General features: G+C 56.4%; 11 protein-coding genes and 1 pseudogene. 10 read left to right on the forward strand and 2 right to left on the reverse strand.

The features are described from left to right. The 3 genes from B5D32_RS11920 to glf form a co-directional block, all read left to right on the forward strand. Nucleotides 1-979 (forward strand): PocR ligand-binding domain-containing protein (locus tag B5D32_RS11920; protein ID WP_078785241.1); only part of this gene is annotated, 979 nt, incomplete at its 5' end. 169 nt (nucleotides 980-1,148) lie between these two features. Beyond that, on the forward strand, nucleotides 1,149-2,396 hold the full coding sequence (locus B5D32_RS11925; protein ID WP_078785242.1) for a nucleotide sugar dehydrogenase: 1,248 nt from the start codon (nucleotides 1,149-1,151) through the stop codon (nucleotides 2,394-2,396). Between the two features lie 96 nt (nucleotides 2,397-2,492). Beyond that, complete coding sequence (gene glf, locus B5D32_RS11930) at nucleotides 2,493-3,608, forward strand: UDP-galactopyranose mutase (protein WP_078785243.1); 1,116 nt, start codon at nucleotides 2,493-2,495, stop codon at nucleotides 3,606-3,608. A gap of 86 nt (nucleotides 3,609-3,694) precedes the next feature. Here the strand turns inward: glf and B5D32_RS11935 are convergent, their stop codons facing one another. Continuing rightward, nucleotides 3,695-4,519 (reverse strand): SDR family oxidoreductase, encoded by an 825-nt coding sequence (locus tag B5D32_RS11935; RefSeq protein WP_078785244.1) that lies wholly within the window; start codon nucleotides 4,517-4,519, stop codon nucleotides 3,695-3,697. 113 nt (nucleotides 4,520-4,632) lie between these two features. Further along, complete coding sequence (locus B5D32_RS11940; RefSeq protein ID WP_078785245.1) at nucleotides 4,633-5,649, reverse strand: NAD-dependent epimerase/dehydratase family protein; 1,017 nt, start codon at nucleotides 5,647-5,649, stop codon at nucleotides 4,633-4,635. A 146-nt stretch (nucleotides 5,650-5,795) separates the two neighbouring features. On the opposite strand from B5D32_RS11940, the gene B5D32_RS11945 reads away from it, so the two are divergent. The 7 genes and pseudogenes from B5D32_RS11945 to B5D32_RS11975 all read left to right on the forward strand — a co-directional run bounded on the left by B5D32_RS11945 (nucleotide 5,796) and on the right by B5D32_RS11975 (nucleotide 15,994). Next, on the forward strand, nucleotides 5,796-6,470 hold the full coding sequence (locus B5D32_RS11945) for a response regulator transcription factor (RefSeq protein ID WP_078785246.1): 675 nt from the start codon (nucleotides 5,796-5,798) through the stop codon (nucleotides 6,468-6,470). Nucleotide 6,471: 1 nt separating this feature from the next. Next, a complete protein-coding gene (locus B5D32_RS11950; protein ID WP_078785247.1) occupies nucleotides 6,472-7,539 on the forward strand; it encodes a HAMP domain-containing sensor histidine kinase in 1,068 nt (355 codons plus the stop codon). Between the two features lie 949 nt (nucleotides 7,540-8,488). Further along, complete coding sequence (locus tag B5D32_RS11955; protein ID WP_078785248.1) at nucleotides 8,489-9,895, forward strand: MATE family efflux transporter; 1,407 nt, start codon at nucleotides 8,489-8,491, stop codon at nucleotides 9,893-9,895. Nucleotides 9,896-10,097: 202 nt separating this feature from the next. Then, nucleotides 10,098-10,667, forward strand: coding sequence for a TetR/AcrR family transcriptional regulator (locus B5D32_RS11960; protein ID WP_078785249.1), 570 nt, complete (start codon nucleotides 10,098-10,100; stop codon nucleotides 10,665-10,667). Next, nucleotides 10,664-13,036 carry a glycoside hydrolase family 2 protein gene (locus B5D32_RS11965; RefSeq protein WP_078785250.1) on the forward strand — a complete coding sequence of 791 codons (2,373 nt, stop codon included), beginning with the start codon at nucleotides 10,664-10,666 and terminating at the stop codon, nucleotides 13,034-13,036. The genes B5D32_RS11960 and B5D32_RS11965 overlap by 4 nt, the downstream gene beginning before the upstream one ends. Further along, nucleotides 13,027-14,412: pseudogene (locus tag B5D32_RS11970) on the forward strand (glycoside-pentoside-hexuronide (GPH):cation symporter). Before B5D32_RS11965 ends, B5D32_RS11970 begins: the two are co-directional and overlap by 10 nt. Then, on the forward strand, nucleotides 14,405-15,994 hold the full coding sequence (locus B5D32_RS11975) for a glycoside hydrolase family 36 protein (protein WP_078785251.1): 1,590 nt from the start codon (nucleotides 14,405-14,407) through the stop codon (nucleotides 15,992-15,994). The pseudogene B5D32_RS11970 and the gene B5D32_RS11975 overlap by 8 nt, the downstream one beginning before the upstream one ends. The last annotated feature ends 136 nt before the right edge of the window (nucleotides 15,995-16,130 follow it).

The raw sequence follows: 16,130 nt of genomic DNA on the forward strand, positions 1-16,130 counted from the left end.
TTTGTGTATTATCGAGCATTTTGGCAACGCAGATGCCGTGCCGCAGCCGCCGGAGCGGTGCTTAAGCCGTAAGGCGGGAATTATGCGGTGTTGCCCTAAATGTTCGGAAAGGAGCGCACCCATGGGAACCGTTTTCAATAAAAAGGAGCTTTTGGTCCTCTTGCAGGATTTTCACTGCCTTACGGGGCTGCGCTCCGCCGTTTTTGATTCGTATGGAATCGAAGTGCTTGCCTATCCGCCGGAACTGCCAGCTTATTGCCGCTTGATCCGCAGTGTGCCTGATGGCAAGACCGGCTGTTACCTGTGTGACCAGGCGGCTTGCCGCAAGGCAACGCGGCAAAAGCAGACGATCATCTACCCCTGCCATGCGGGGTTGATCGAAGTGATCACGCCGGTCCAAATCGATGGTGCTGTTGTGGGCTTTTTGCTGTTGAGCCACATTGTACAGGGGGCCGATGAGCAGAGCGAGTGGAGCTATGCGCAAAAATGCTGCTCGGCTTACGCAATTGATAAAACGGCACTGCAAAAAGCCTATAATGTCTTGCCGCACACGCCCTATCCGGTGCTGAAATCAGCAGCGGATCTGCTGGCTTTGGCGGCGGCTGCATTGTACCAAAAGGGGCTGACGCGGCTGGCAGCGGGCAGTGCGCAGGAAAAGCTGAGCCGCTACCTGGCGGAACATCTGGATGAGACATTGACAAACGAAACGATCTGCCGTGATCTTTCGTTAAGCCGTACCGGGCTGTACTATCTTTCCCGGCAGCTCTATGGCTGCGGCATCAACGAGCAGATCACGCACCTGCGCATCCAAAAAGCGATGAAGCTTCTTTGCGATACGAATCTGTCCAATGCACAGATCTGCCAGCAGATCGGATTCCTGGATGACAATTACTTTTATCGTGTTTTCCGTAAACAAACCGGTCTGACACCACGCCAGTACCGTGATTCTATCTTAGCAGATACAGCAAAGACGGAGTAGAGACGATTGTTTTCAATACTGGATTATTGTTCAAACAATTCTGAGGGAAGCGGCAATATTGAATTGTGGCCGGTGACGTGCTATAATAAACCTACATACGGTAAGCTGGCACGGCGCAATTTTGACCGCTGCCTTACGGAAAATTCGCAGCTGCGGAGTATAAACTGCTATGAAAAAATATAAGATCGCGGTGGCCGGGATCGGCTATGTGGGGCTTTCGATTGCCACGCTGCTTTCCCAGCACCATCATGTGACGGCGGTGGATATCCTGCCGGAAAAGGTCGCATTGATCAACGCGCGCAAATCGCCGATCCGGGATGATTACATCGAGAAATATCTGGCAGAGAAGGAGCTGGATCTGACCGCTACGCTGGACGCAAAGGCAGCCTACGCCGATGCGGACTTTGTGGTCATTGCTGCACCCACCAACTACGACAGCCAGACCCAGCACTTTGACACCTCTGCAGTGGAGGCAGTCATCCGCCTTGTCGCGGAGGTCAATCCAAATGCCGTCATGGTCATCAAATCGACGATTCCCGTGGGCTACACGGTGTCGGTGCGGGAAAGGCTCGGCAGCCGGAACATCCTGTTCAGCCCGGAATTTCTGCGGGAGTCCAAGGCCCTGTATGACAACCTCTACCCGTCCCGCATCATCGTCGGCACCGACCCGGAGGATGCGCACCTTGTCGCAGCCGCCCACGAATTTGCGGCACTGCTGCAGGAGGGGGCCATCAAGGAGAACATTGATACGCTCTTCATGGGCTTTACCGAGGCCGAGGCCGTCAAGCTGTTCGCCAACACCTATCTGGCGCTGCGCGTTGCCTATTTCAATGAGCTGGATACCTACGCGGAGAGCAAGGGCCTGAACACGAAGCAGATCATTGACGGCGTATGTCTTGACCCGCGCATCGGCAGCCATTACAATAACCCCAGCTTCGGCTACGGCGGCTACTGCCTGCCCAAGGACACGAAGCAGCTGCTGGCAAACTACGCCGATGTGCCGGAAAATCTCATTGAGGCCATTGTGGAGTCCAACCGCACCCGCAAGGACTTCATCGCTGACCGCGTGCTGAAGCTGGCCGGGTACTACGGCTACGATCAGGAAAATGAGTTTGACGAAAGCCGCGAAAGGCCCGTCACGATCGGCGTCTACCGCCTGACGATGAAGAGCAACAGCGACAACTTCCGCCAAAGCTCGATTCAGGGTGTCATGAAGCGCATCAAGGCCAAGGGCGCACAGGTCATCATCTATGAGCCTACGCTGGAGGACGGCAAGACCTTCTTCGGTTCGGCAGTGGTCAACGATCTGGACAAATTCAAGCGGCAGAGTCAGGCCATTCTGGCCAACCGCTACGATGCCTGCCTCAACGATGTGCAGGACAAGGTCTACACAAGAGATCTATTCGGCAGAGACTGAAACGCCTTTCTGCCGCTTTTTGACAGTGGAGTAAGGCTCTCAATGCCATTACCGCACAATATCCCTGTGACTTTTAAAGAGAGGAACACCTGTTATATGAAATATGATTATCTGGTAGTCGGCTCCGGTCTGTACGGTGCCATCTTCGCCCATGAGGCCAAGGTCCACGGCAAATCCGTGCTGGTCGTGGATAAGCGCCCCAACATTGCGGGCAACATTTATACCGAGAACATCGAGGGTATCAACGTCCATAAGTATGGTGCGCACATCTTCCACACCAACAACAAAAAGGTCTGGAACTATATCACCCGGTTTGCCGAGTTCAACCGCTTTACAAACTCTCCCGTTGCCAACTATAAGGGTGAGCTGTATTCGCTGCCCTTCAACATGTATACCTTTAATAAAATGTGGGGCGTCGTCACACCGGAGGAGGCAGCCGCCAAAATTGAGGAGCAGCGCCGTGAGATCACCCACGAGCCGCAGAACCTTGAGGAGCAGGCCATCTCCCTTGTGGGCCGCGACATTTATGAAAAGCTCATCAAGGGCTACACCGAAAAGCAGTGGGGCCGCGATTGCAAGGACCTGCCTGCTTTTATCATCAAGCGCCTGCCTGTGCGGCTGACCTTTGACAACAACTATTTCAACGCGCTGTATCAGGGCATTCCCATCGGCGGCTACACCAAGATGATCGCCAATCTTCTGGACGGCATCGAGGTGCGGCTGAACACCGATTACCTCGAAAACAAGGCCGCGCTGGACGCACTGGCTGACAAAATCGTCTACACCGGCCCGATTGACGCTTATTTTGATTACAAACTCGGTACGCTGGAGTACCGCTCCGTCCGGTTTGAGAACGAGCTGCTCGACAAGCCCAGCTTTCAGGGCAACGCCGCCGTCAACTATACGGACCGCGAGACGCCGTGGACCCGCATCATCGAGCACAAATGGTTCGAGTTCGGCAAGGACGAGAACGGCAACGACCTGCCCAAAACGATCATCAGCCGCGAGTATTCCTCTGAGTGGAAGCCCGGTGACGAGCCGTATTACCCCGTCAACGATGCTAAAAACGGCGCACTGTATGCCGAGTACAAGAAGCTGGCCGACGCCGAGCCGAAGGTCATCTTCGGCGGACGCCTGGGTGAGTACAAGTATTACGACATGGATCAGATTATCGCCGCCGTGCTGGACCGCTGCGAAAGCGAGCTGCACTAAAGTACAGCCAAGCGAAAGCACAAAATTCAAAAGGCAGCAAAGCAGACCCCAAAAGCTAAAATCGGGGTTTACTTTGCTGCCCTTTTTTATTTGCTCAATCCGCTGGCGCCGCTTGCCACAACGCCGCCGTCCATAAGAATGTCTGCTCCGGTCAGGAAGCCCAGCCGCTCATCCAGAAGAAGCGCAAACAAGGCGGCGATTTCTTCCGGCTTTCCGTTGCGCTTGAGAGCAGAGTATTTTTTGAATACATCTGCCTGCCCGCTTTCCAGTGCGCCCATCGGCGTGTCAAAGTTGCCGGGTGTCACACTCAGGCAACGCACATTTTTCTCGCCAAAGCGTGCGGCATCGGTCTTAGCAAACCAAATTACAAAATGCTTGCTGATGGCGTAGGCCAGACCCGGGCGGGCGTCCTTAGGGGCGATGCCTGCCCGCGCCACCAGCTTTTTGATGAATTTTTCACGGTTGGTGCGCGCCAGCTTGTACGCACCCTTGGGCATGACAAACTGCGGGGCAAGGTAGGCGCTCATGCTGGAGGTGTCGATCACACAGCCGCCCGGTGCCATGACCTCATAAAAGGCATCGTTGATATTCACCGTGCCCAGCGCATTGCCGCGCAAAATCTTTTCAGCATCGCCCATGTGAGGGCTAAGGCCCGCAATGTGCAATACCGCTTTTACTTCGCCGCATTCGGCGGCGTGTTTGGCCAGCGCAAAGCAGCTTTCACGGTCAGAAACATCACAGCTGAACGCCTCAGCCTCGCCGCCTGCACTGCGCAGATCGTTGACTGCCTTTTCCAGCTTGGATGCCGTGCGCCCCACCAAAATCGTGTAATACCCTTCTTCACAGACAAGCTTCGCCGTGGCAAGCCCCATGCCGCTGCCGCCGCCTGTGATAACGCAAACCTTTTTCATAATAGGCACCCCCTTTTCTTTGTGTCAGTGCAGGGAATCCAGTGCGTGGAGATAGCACTCCCACTGCTGGTCATTCATTTGCATAAGCTTGCAGATAGATTCATACAGCTTCTTCATGCGATTTTTCCCTCCTGCTTGAGCCATACAGCGAGATCATGCAGTGTTTCCTTGTAGGGACGCGGGGCAAAGCCAAGCTCGTTTTTCGCTTTGGAGCAGTCAAAATGGTTGTTGCGCTCCAGATTGTAAACGGCAAACTCGGTCAGCACAGCAGGCTTACCGGTCTTGGCGGCGCGGGCCTCCATCTGCTTGGCGGCAAAATGCGCAAAAGACAGCGGCAGATAAAACAGGCAGCCGCGGCAGCCGGTATCAGCCTTGAGCATCTCACACAGCTCCTTCAGCGAAACCTCGTCATTGGAAAGGATGTAGCACTCTCCCTTGCGCCCACGGTCAGCGGCGGCAATCGTGCCGGCGGCCAGATCGCGCACATCGACAAGGTTGAACGAGCCCTGCATACCGATGGGCATCTCACCGTTCAAAATCTGGATCAGCGTGCGGGTCGTCTGCCCGATGGCGGGGTCGTTGGGGCCAAGAATACCGCTGGGATGCACCACGCAGGCATTCAGCCCGTGAGCGGCGGCGTCCAGTACCTTCTGGGTCGCCATTGCCTTGCTGCGGCTGTACCAGCCGACCACGCGATCATCATCGTAGGGAACAAAGCTGTATACCTCATGGATGCTCTCGCCCTTAGGCAGCTCGGGGATGGCGCCGGTGCTGGAAACATAGACGAACTTTTTGCACTCAGGGTGATTTTTGGCGGCATTCAGCATATTTTCGGTGCCGCCCACATTGACGGCGATCAGCTTTTCACTATAATTCGGGTTGATCGTCACCATGCTCGCGCAGTGGATGCAGACAGTCTGGACGCCCGGCTCCACGGCAAAGAATTTCTCGCAGTCCTCGGCACTGCAGAGGTCACCCTCAAAAATTTCGACGGCCTTCGGCACAAATTTTACAGCGGGGTCGCCCTTCAGTACAAAAGCGCGCACGGCATCACCGCGCTCCAAAAGCTGTGCGCAGACATTAGTGCCCATAAAACCGGCAGCACCGGTGACAAGATAGATGGTTTTCATAGCTGTATCCTCCGTTTTCCCGTAGGTTGTTTTTTGTTTCGATGCTCCTAAGGATACACCGCCAAAATAAACCTTTGGTAAACGGGAAGGTTTATCTTCCGTTTATCTTTGCGCTGTACTATAATAGAACCAAGGAGGATACACGGATGTTTCGTATTTTGATTGCCGAGGATGACCCCAGCACGGCGCGTCTGCTTTGCGCCATCGTAAAGCGAGAGGGCTATGAGCCGCTGATTGCTGCCGACGGTGTGCAGGCGCTGGAACTGCTCGACCACAACCAGATAGACCTGCTGCTCTGCGATGTGATGATGCCTCGGATGGATGGCTTTACCCTGACCAGGACCATCCGGGAAAGCGGCAGCATGCTGCCTATTTTAATGCTGACGGCCAAGGATATGCCGCAGGACAAGCACACGGGTTTTATCGTTGGTACCGATGATTATATGACAAAACCGCCGGACCGGCAGGAGCTTGTGCTGCGCATCAAGGCTCTGCTGCGCCGCGCCCGCATCGTGGATGAGCACAGGATCACGATAGGGGATGTTGAGCTGGACTACGACACCCATACCGTGCGGCGCGGCCACGATGCACAGGTGCTGCCGCCCAAGGAGTTCAACCTTCTATACAAGCTGCTGGCTTACCCGGAAAGGACCTTTACCCGGCTGGAGCTGCTGGATGAGATTTGGGGCATGGACAGCGAAAGTGACGACAAAACGGTGAATGTTCATATCAATCGGCTGCGCACCCGCTTTTACGACTGGCCGGAGTTTGAAATACAGACCATTCGCGGCATCGGTTACCGTGCTATAAAGAAGGTGTGATATGGCGCAATTTGTAAATAAGCTGCGCGACTGCATGCGCACCGTAAATTTGACGATGCTGCTGGTGCTGAACCTGTTTTTCATCGTTACACTGAATCTGACCGTTGTGACGGTGCTGGTGGTATCGGAGGCTGACCACGGCTTTTTTATTCAAGACGGCAGCGTCAGCATCGGCGGTGCGCTGGTTATTTTGTATGCCAGCTGTATTTTGATGGCCGTCAGCCTTGTGGTTGCGATTCGCCTTGTGTTAATAAAGCCTATCAAAAACATCATACAGGCGATGAACCGGCTGGCGGCGGGGGACTTCACCGTGCGCCTGCAGCCCGCCGCCCACGGGTATGAGCCCACCGAGATCCGGGAGTTCAAAGCAGCCTTCAACAAAGCGGCGGAGGAGCTTTCCGGCACCGAGCTGCTGCGCAAGGATTTTGTGAATAACTTTTCCCATGAGTTCAAGACGCCCATCGTCAGCATCAGCGGCTTTGCCGACCTGCTGCTGGACGAGGAGGTTACCCCGGAGGAACAGCGCGAGTATCTACAAATCATCCGCGATGAGAGCAGGCGGCTGGCGCAGCTTTCCAGCAGTGTGCTGCTATTGAATCGTATCGAGGCACAGACTATTCTGACCGACTGCACAGACTTTTCGCTGGATGAGCAGCTGCGCCAGTGCATCCTTGTGACCCGGCAAAAGTGGCGCGATAAGCCGCTGCAGTTTGAGGCCACGCTGGCCCCCTGCACCTACCACGGCAGCGAAGCGCTGGTAAAGGAGATCTGGCTGAATTTGCTGGATAATGCCGCCAAGTTCAGCCCGGAGAACGGAACCATAAGCGTAACACTGCACTGTGAGCAGGGCAGCTCGGTTGTGGCTGTCACTGACCATGGCTGCGGTATGGATGCCGAGACCTGCCGCCATATCTTTGAGCAGTTCTATCAGGGGGACACCAGCCACCGGACGCAGGGCAACGGCTTGGGCCTTGCCATGGCACAAAAAATAGCCGCCCTGCACGGCGGCGCTGTCACTGTGGACAGCCGCCCCGGCAGCGGCAGCTGCTTTACAGTAGTTTTGCAGTGAATATTGTTTAATGCCTGTTCAGGTCAGCCCGCAGGACCACAGCACAATCCCACCAAAAAAGCGCTGTCCCTTGCAAAAAGGGACAGCGCACGGTCTGGGCTGTACAGCAGCCCAACATATTTATTATACCATTTTTTGCCCGGAGCGGCAAGCTTGAAACTGCACAAATCTTTCGCTGCATCGTTGGCATATCTGCGAATAGACGAATCCCAAGGGCTGTGGTATAGTATAGTCACAGAAAGAAAACAGCCGGAGATAAGGAGCAGACAACTCCAAGAGAAGCTGATCTTCCAAGGAGAAATGTCATAAGAAATCTCCAAAGAAAGCAAGACACCGGCGGTATTTCGTAAGGAAGGGGGCTCAAGTCCAATGGCAAACTTTAAAGATCCTATTCATCACCGGCGGGCCTGGGCCTGCTGAATGAAAAAGCGCCGCATCCGAAGCCGCAGGTCATAACCTGTACAAAGAATATTGAACAAGATGTCAGGCAGCTTACTTTTAAACAGCAGACTCAGGGGCCGTCATCAAAGACCCCCATGCAGCATATAGATCAGGATGAAAGAAGGCTGGTTATCATGACTGGTTCCACGCCACCCAACAGAGGGTATCTGAAATCCACCTGATCCATAAGGAGAAACTCCAATGTACTAAGTGTCAGAGGTTGATCCTCAATCTCAAAGCCTGAAATTCTGCAAAGGGAATGATTCCCCATGAAAATAGGAACCAACTCCGAAAAATAACGAATAAAGGTTATGAGGCTATGACTCCAATCATTTAGGTACTGCCGGGGCGAACGAAAAGTTCGCCCCGGTTTTGTTTGTGTCACGGTCTCCGGCTCATGTAGGGCAAGCTCAAGCGCCTCAAGGCAAACGGACTTGCATTTCCTACCGGATTTTGTTACTATTATTATATTTTCGATTATTAACAGGATTAAAGGAGGTAAAACTGCATGAGCGTAAGAACAGTTTCATCACAGGCTGATGCTGCCAACCCGCTTGGATATGAAAAAGAAGGCAAGCTGCTTGTCGGCTTTGCCATTCCCTGCATTATCTCGATGCTGGTGACGTCGCTGTACAACATTGTTGACCAGATCTTTATCGGGCAGGGTGTGGGTCTGCTGGGCAATGCTGCCACCAACATTGCGTTTCCTCTCTCGATTGCCTGCACAGCCATTGCGCTGCTGCTCGGTATCGGCAGTGCGACGAATTTCAGTCTCCAGCTGGGTGCAGGCAATGAAAAGCGTTCTGCTGAATATGCAGGCAACGGCCTGTGTCTGATGGCGCTGTTCGGCACTGTGCTGATGGCGGTCACGCTGCTTTTTCTGACGCCGATGCTGAAATTCTTCGGCGCTACGCCGGATGTTTTGCCCTACGCAGAGGCCTACACTCGCATCACAGCGCTGGGGTTTCCGTTCCTTATTATGAATACCGGTATGAGCAAGTTGATCCTGGCAGACGGCAGCCCGCGCTATTCCATGATGTCGATGCTCATCGGCGCACTTATCAATACGGCCCTTGATCCGCTGTTCATCTTCGGGCTGGATATGGGTATGACCGGCGCTGCACTTGCCACGATTCTCGGGCAGATCGTCTCGTTCTGCATCAGCATACGGTATCTCTTCCATTTTAAATCTGTACCCTTCTCACGGGGCTGCTTTACGATTGACGGTGACAGAACACGCAAGATTTTCAGCTACGGTGCATCTGCCTGCTTCAACCAGATCGCTATGGGTGTTGTCCAGATCGTTTTGAACAACACCCTTGCACACTACGGTGCACTGTCTATCTACGGCAGCGATATTCCTCTGGCCTGCGCGGGCATCATCTCAAAGGTCAACATGATCTTTATGTCCTTTGTTATCGGCATTTCGCAGGGCGTACAGCCGATCATCGGTTTCAATTACGGTGCTGCGCTCTACCGCCGCGTCAAAAAGAGCTACCTGCTGGCGCTGGCTGTGGCTACCGGGCTTTCTCTGGCAGCGTTTGCCTGCTTCCAGCTTTTCCCGCGGCAGATCATCAGTATTTTCGGCACCGGCAGCGAGATGTACTACCAGTTTTCGGAGCGGTACTTCCGCATTTATATGTTCCTGACGCTGATCAACGGCATCCAGCCGGTCACCTCCAACTTCTTCAACTCGATTGGCAAGGCGCGCCTCGGCGTATTCATGTCCCTGACACGCCAGATTTTGTTCCTGCTGCCGCTCATCGTCATCTTCCCGCTCTTTATGGGCATTGACGGCGTCATGTACGCAGGTCCCATTGCGGACGGCGCTGCCGCCATCGTCTGCGGCTTTTTCACCGTGCGTGAGCTGCGGGAGCTGACCCGCCTGCAGCAAAAAAACGAAAAAACGAACTGAGGCACCTGCAAAGCGCCCCCGCATCACTGTGCGGGGGCGTTTTTCTGTCCCGTTACGCCTTTAGCGTATGGGCGATATGGCGAAAAAATCTGTGCCCGATTAGCAAAAAGGTAGAAAGTGCAGGAAACCGCTTGAATCGCACCGGTTTCCGCACTACAATGGAAACTGAAAAGCTAAATCGGGTTTCCGCAGGAGGCAAGCGATGGACGAACACAACGAGCTGCGCACAAGACTGCGCGCAGTCGGAATGGAGCTGTTCCGCAGGGATGGGCTGCGCTTTACGATGCAGCAGGCCGCTGCGATGATGCACATCAGCAAAAAGACGATCTACGCAGTCTACCCCTCCAAGGAGGCGCTGCTGCTGGATATGGTGGACGATGCGTTCACAAGGATCCACGCCCGCAAGCAGCGCATCCTTGACGGCCCCGGCACCCTGGCTGAAAAGCTGCGGGCGGTCATTATCGCCCTGCCGGAGGAGTACACCGCGCTGGATCTGCAGCAGATGGATCTTTTGGATGAAAAATATCCCAGAGTCGCAGCGCGCGTGCGGGAGCATCTGGAAACCGGCTGGGAGCCAACCTTGGCGCTGCTGGAGCAGGCGATGGGGGAGGGCGTTATCCGTTGGGTATCCCTGCCGGTCCTGCAGCGGATGATCTCCGCTTCCATTGAGGATTTTCTTGCAGACCGCACGCTCGATGCGCAAGGCATATCCTACACGGATGCCCTGGATGAGATGATTTCCATTTTACTGGAGGGGTTGTTGGTACGATGAGATATAGTCTTTGCAATCACTGGGAATTTACAGAGCAATGGAGCGATGCCTTCTGTCGGGGTGAACCTGTTGGCTGTCGTCCGGTGCGTCTGCCCCATACCTGCCGGGAGCTGCCGCTCCACTACGCAGACCCCTCTGACTATGAGATGGTCTGCGGTTACCGTCGCACACTGACCGTTCCCGATGCGCCCCGGGTATTCCTGCGCTTTGACGGGGCCGCCCATCAGGCGGAGATCTACTTGAACGGCCAGCTGGCCGGGCAGCATCAGGGCGGCTACACCGGCTTCACCATCGAAATTACCGACCTTGTGCACCGCGGCACAGAAAATCTGCTGGCTGTGCGGCTGGATACGCGCGAGGATCCCAGCCTGCCGCCTTTCGGCTTTGTCATCGACTACCTGACCTACGGCGGTCTATACCGGGAGGTCTGGCTTGAAACCTCGCCGCAGAGCCGTGTGAGCGATCTTTTCGTGTACACACCGACGCTGACCGAGGCTGCCGTACAGCTGACCGTAGAAGCACCGGAAAAGGCCGCTGCGCTGCGTGTCCGGCTCTGCAGCAGTGCGGGCGAGATGCTGGTGAGCTGCCAGCTGCCCCCGGCAGAATCGGCGGAATGCCGCCTTACGCTGCCTGATGCCGCACCGTGGGACACCGAGCATCCGAATCTCTACCGCTGCATAGCAGAGCTGCTCGATACCGATGGGCAGGTACTGCACAGCCGGGAAACCTCCTTCGGTTTCCGGACGGCTGTGTTCCGGGCGGACGGCTTTTATCTGAACGGGAAAAAGACCTTTCTGCGCGGGCTGAACCGCCACCAAAGCTACCCCTACATTGGCTACGCCGCGCCGGAAAGCCTGCAGCGGCAGGACGCCCGCATCCTGAAAAACGAGCTGCACTGCAATGCGGTGCGAACGAGCCATTACCCGCAAAGCCAGTATTTCCTTGATGAATGTGACCGGCTGGGCCTGCTTGTATTTACCGAGCTGCCCGGCTGGCAGCACATCGGCGATGGGGCATGGAAGGACCGCGCCTGCGCCATGCTGCGGGAGATGCTGCTGCAAAACCGCAATCACCCCAGCATCATACTGTGGGGTGTGCGCATCAACGAGAGCGTGGACGATGACGAATTCTATACGCGCACCAACCAAATCGCCCACGCACTGGACCCGAGCCGGGCGACCTCTGGCGTGCGGTATCTGGAAAAGAGCCATCTCCTAGAAGATGTTTACGCCTACAACGATTTCTCCCACAACGGCTCAAACGCCGGGGCCAAGCGGAAAAAGGATGTAACGCCTGATTTGAGCAAGGCTCTGCTGATCTCAGAATGCAACGGCCACATGTACCCTACCAAGTCCTGTGACGATGCCCCGCACCGGCAGGAGCATGCCCTGCGCCATGCGCGGGTGTTGGACGCCGCCTACGCAGATGGAGAGCATGCGGGCTGCTTTGGCTGGTGTATGTTTGATTATGCCACCCACAAGGATTTCGGCTCCGGGGACCGCATCTGCTATCACGGCGTGCTGGACAGCTTCCGCAATCCCAAGCTGGCGGCGTCCGTCTACGCATCGCAGGGCGGGGAGGAGCCGGTGCTGACGGTCAGCTCCACGATGGACATCGGTGACTATCCTGCCGGGCAAATCGGCACGGTCTATGTGTTTACCAACGCCGAGCGGGTGGATCTTTACAAAAACGATGTGTTTGTGACGACCCTGCACAAAAGCGGCTGGACGGCGCTGCCGCACCCGCCGCTGGCCGTAGATGACACAATCGGTGTCCTGCTTGAAACGCAGGAGCATTTTGACAAAGCCAAGGCCGATACGCTGCGCGACTGTCTGCTTGCAGCCGGGCGCTACGGCTTGGCCGGGCTGCCGCTGCGCTACAAGCTGAAGCTGGCGTGGTGCATGGTGCGCTATAAGATGAGCTTTGCGGACGGTGTGGCGCTGTACGGCAAGTATGTCGGCAACTGGGGCGGTGCGGCTACGCGTTGGCGGTTCGATGCCAAAAACGGGGATACCGTGGTAAAGAGCGTCACGCTCTGCCCCAGCCACCGGCTGCATCTTGAGGTAACACCCTCCGCCACCGTCCTGCAGGAGGGTGACACCTACGATATGGCCGGAGTTCGGGTGTGGATCCTTGATGAAAACGGCAGCCCTGCCGTCTATGCACAGCTGCCGCTGACCTTTGCCGTGACCGGTGCCGCTGCGCTGGTCGGCCCTGCGGCGGCAACCGCCGAGGGTGGCATGGGCGGGACTTATCTGCGCACAGCCGGGCAGACAGGTACAGCCGCGCTGACCGTCTCGGCCCCACAGTGTGCGCCTGTCACCGTAGAATTTACCGTCACAAAGAAGGAGTGTGCAGTATGGAACTGACAACAAAGCAAAAAGCCGCCTTCGGCATCGGCGCAGTGGGCAAGGATATGGTCTACGCGCTGTCTGCCTCCTATGTCATGTACTATTATCAGGATGTGCTGGGCCTGCCTGCCACCTTTGTCGGCCTGATCCTGATGATCGCGCGTGTGTTTGACGCCTTCAACGATCCCTTTATGGGGGTGCTGGTGGCCAAGACCCGCACCCGCTGGGGACGGTTCCGTCCGTGAATCCTCAGCGGCACCGTCCTGAATGCGGTGGTTCTCTACGCGCTGTTTGCCGCGCCGGTGCTGGAGGGTGCCGACATGATGGTCTACTTCAGCGTCATCTACATCCTGTGGGGCGTCACCTACACGATGATGGACATTCCTTACTGGTCGATGATCCCCGCCGTGACCCGCACCCCTGCTGACCGAGAAAACCTGTCAGTCGTGGGCCGCACCTGTGCGGGCGTCGGCTCGGCGCTCATTGCGATGTTTACCATGCTGCTGGTTGGTGCTTTGGGCGGCGACAGCGAGCGCACCGGCTTCCGCTGGGTAGCACTGCTCGTGGCTGTCATCTTTGTGGTTACCGAGGCGATCTGCTGCGCCAGCGTCAAGGAGACCGGCAGCGCCGAGATAAAGACCGCCACCGTCGGCGAGATGTTCAAGGCGCTGTTCTCCAACGATCAGGCGCTTGTGGTCGTAGGCAGCATCGTTTTGATCAACTCGGCGCTGTATCTGACCTCCAACTTTATCATCTATTTCTTCAAGTACGATTTCGGCGGCACAGGCTGGAAGGCCAGCTACACGCTGTTCTCAACCATCGGCGGTGCGGCACAGATCCTCGGCATGATGGTCCTCTATCCGGTGCTGCGCAAAAAGCTCAGCAACACTGCCGTATTTACGGTAAGTCTGGGGCTGGCGCTGGGCGGCTATGCTGTGCTGCTCTTGCTCTGCCTGACGGGCTTTTCCGGCAGTCTGGCACTGCTCTGTGTGCCGGGCGTGGTGGTGTTTGCCTGCAACGGCATGCTCAGCGTACTGACGACCCTTTTCCTCTCCAACAGTGTGGACTACGGCCAGCTCAAGACCGGGCGCCGTGAGGAAAGCGTTATCTTCTCGATGCAGACCTTTGTTGTAAAAGCTGCGTCCGGTGTGGCGGTTTTTCTGACCGGCATCGGCCTGGATCTGATCGGGCTGGCCGGTAATGCCGAGGAGACAGGCCCCATCGCTGCCCAGAGCGCCGGTACACTGTTCGGGCTGCGGCTCATGATGACCGTTCTGCCCATGGCCGTCCTTGCGGCGGCGCTTGTACTGTTCCGCCGCAGGTTCACCCTGACGGATGACCGCGCAGCCGAAATCAGCGCTGCGCTTCACAGGGAGGAAACTCAAAATGGCTGAGATGCAGTGGTATGCCGCAACAGACAGCGGCCGGTTTGACGGTACGGTGGCCATCACCCCGCGCAGCGGTGCCGTCTGCCTGAGGGCAGAGCTGCCCGCCGGAGTGCTGCAAAATGCGGTTGCTGTGCTTCCGTGGACGATGGCGCACGAAGAAAAGCTTTTCATGAACGGCTACCAAACCTGGACCGCCTGCCCGGAGCTGGGCAAATGGGACCGGCAGCACGGTGTTGAGCGTGTCCCGAAATTTCTTTTGGAGAAATACAGCTTTGACCGTTACGGCGATTATCATTTTGTTCCCTACAGCGGCAAAAGGGGACAGAGCCACGGCTTCTCCTACTGCTATTTCCGGCGCGGAAAGACCTACCGCCTTTTGGCCAGCCTGGACGAGGCACCGGGCTATACGATTTTTTCCTATGACAGCCGCGCTGCACAGCTGCGCATTGAACGCGACTGCGCCGGGGTACAGCATACCGGCGGCAGCTTTCCTGCGTTCTCCCTCTTTTTTGCCGAGGGCACCGAGGACGAGGTATTTGACGCATGGTTTGCGGCGCTGGGCTGCCGCCCCCGCACCACGCGCAGGCTGGCCGGGTATTCCAGCTGGTATAACCGCTACCAGAACATTGACGAGGCCTCGATCCAGGAAGACCTCAACGGCTGCAAAACGCTTTTCCGCGCAGGGGATCTCTTTCAGATCGACGATGGATGGGAGCGCAAGGTAGGAGACTGGCTGGAGCCTGACCCTGCCAAATTCCCCAACGGGCTGCGTCCGCTGGCAGATGCAGCCCATGAAAGCGGCTTTCTGGCAGGACTGTGGCTGGCACCGTTCGTCTGCGAAAAGGAATCCCTGCTCTGCAAAGATCACCCGGACTGGCTGCTGCAGGTGGACGGTCAGCCCTGGTGCTGCGGCTGCAACTGGAGCAGCTTTTATGCGCTGGACATCGACCACCCGGAGGTACAGGCCTACCTCAAGCAGGTCTTTGACCGTGTCCTGCAGGATTGGGGCTTTGACCTTGTCAAGCTGGACTTTCTCTACGGCGCAGCACCGTTCGGCAACGCCCGGGAATCCCGCGCAGGACGGATGCAGCGCGCCATGGCACTGCTGCGCTCATGGTGCGGCGACAAGCTGATCCTCGGCTGCGGTGTGCCGGTCATGCCTGCCTTTGGCATCGTTGACTACTGCCGCATTGGGTGTGATGTAGGGCTGGACTGGGACGATGTGTGGTATATGCGGCTTTTCCACCGCGAGCGGGTCTCCACAAGGCAGTCCATCGGCAACACGATTTTCCGCCGCCAGCTCAATGGGCGTGCTTACGGCAGCGACCCCGATGTATTCTTCCTGCGCGAGGAAAACTGCAAGCTGACCCTACAGCAAAAGCAGACCCTGGCCCGGGTCAATGCGCTGTTCAGCGGCATCCTGCTCACCTCCGATATGCCAAGTCGCTATACGGATGAGATGCGCCGCCAATACAACGCCCTGCGGGAATTGACCGACCACGCCGAAAATTGCACCGTGGATGCAGACGACGGTCTGACCGTACACTACACCTTGCACGGACAGCAGCAAGCGATCAAGGTTTTTTGACCGTTCAGCCTTCTTCAAAAACACACAAAATTTTTGCTGCGGCGGCTGATGGAATTGCAATCACAGGGCAGGGGATGGTATAATGTATAAATAGGGCGGTATGCCCTTCCGCTTTGGCGGTATATGTTATATTGTA

This window comes from Gemmiger formicilis (assembly GCF_900167555.1).
In the GTDB taxonomy this organism is placed as follows: Bacteria; Bacillota; Clostridia; order Oscillospirales; family Ruminococcaceae; genus Gemmiger; species Gemmiger formicilis.

Bases quoted from the DNA above. Each gene is read 5' to 3' on its own strand.
- glf (WP_078785243.1), top strand. From the start codon at position 2,493: ATGAAATATGATTATCTGGTAGTCGGCTCCGGTCTGTACGGTGCCATC.
- B5D32_RS11955 (WP_078785248.1), top strand. From the start codon at position 8,489: ATGAGCGTAAGAACAGTTTCATCACAGGCTGATGCTGCCAACCCGCTT.
- B5D32_RS11945 (WP_078785246.1), top strand. From the start codon at position 5,796: ATGTTTCGTATTTTGATTGCCGAGGATGACCCCAGCACGGCGCGTCTG.
- B5D32_RS11965 (WP_078785250.1), top strand. From the start codon at position 10,664: ATGAGATATAGTCTTTGCAATCACTGGGAATTTACAGAGCAATGGAGC.
- B5D32_RS11925 (WP_078785242.1), top strand. From the start codon at position 1,149: ATGAAAAAATATAAGATCGCGGTGGCCGGGATCGGCTATGTGGGGCTT.
- B5D32_RS11960 (WP_078785249.1), top strand. From the start codon at position 10,098: ATGGACGAACACAACGAGCTGCGCACAAGACTGCGCGCAGTCGGAATG.
- B5D32_RS11950 (WP_078785247.1), top strand. From the start codon at position 6,472: ATGGCGCAATTTGTAAATAAGCTGCGCGACTGCATGCGCACCGTAAAT.
- B5D32_RS11940 (WP_078785245.1), bottom strand. From the start codon at position 5,649: ATGAAAACCATCTATCTTGTCACCGGTGCTGCCGGTTTTATGGGCACT.
- B5D32_RS11975 (WP_078785251.1), top strand. From the start codon at position 14,405: ATGGCTGAGATGCAGTGGTATGCCGCAACAGACAGCGGCCGGTTTGAC.
- B5D32_RS11935 (WP_078785244.1), bottom strand. From the start codon at position 4,519: ATGAAAAAGGTTTGCGTTATCACAGGCGGCGGCAGCGGCATGGGGCTT.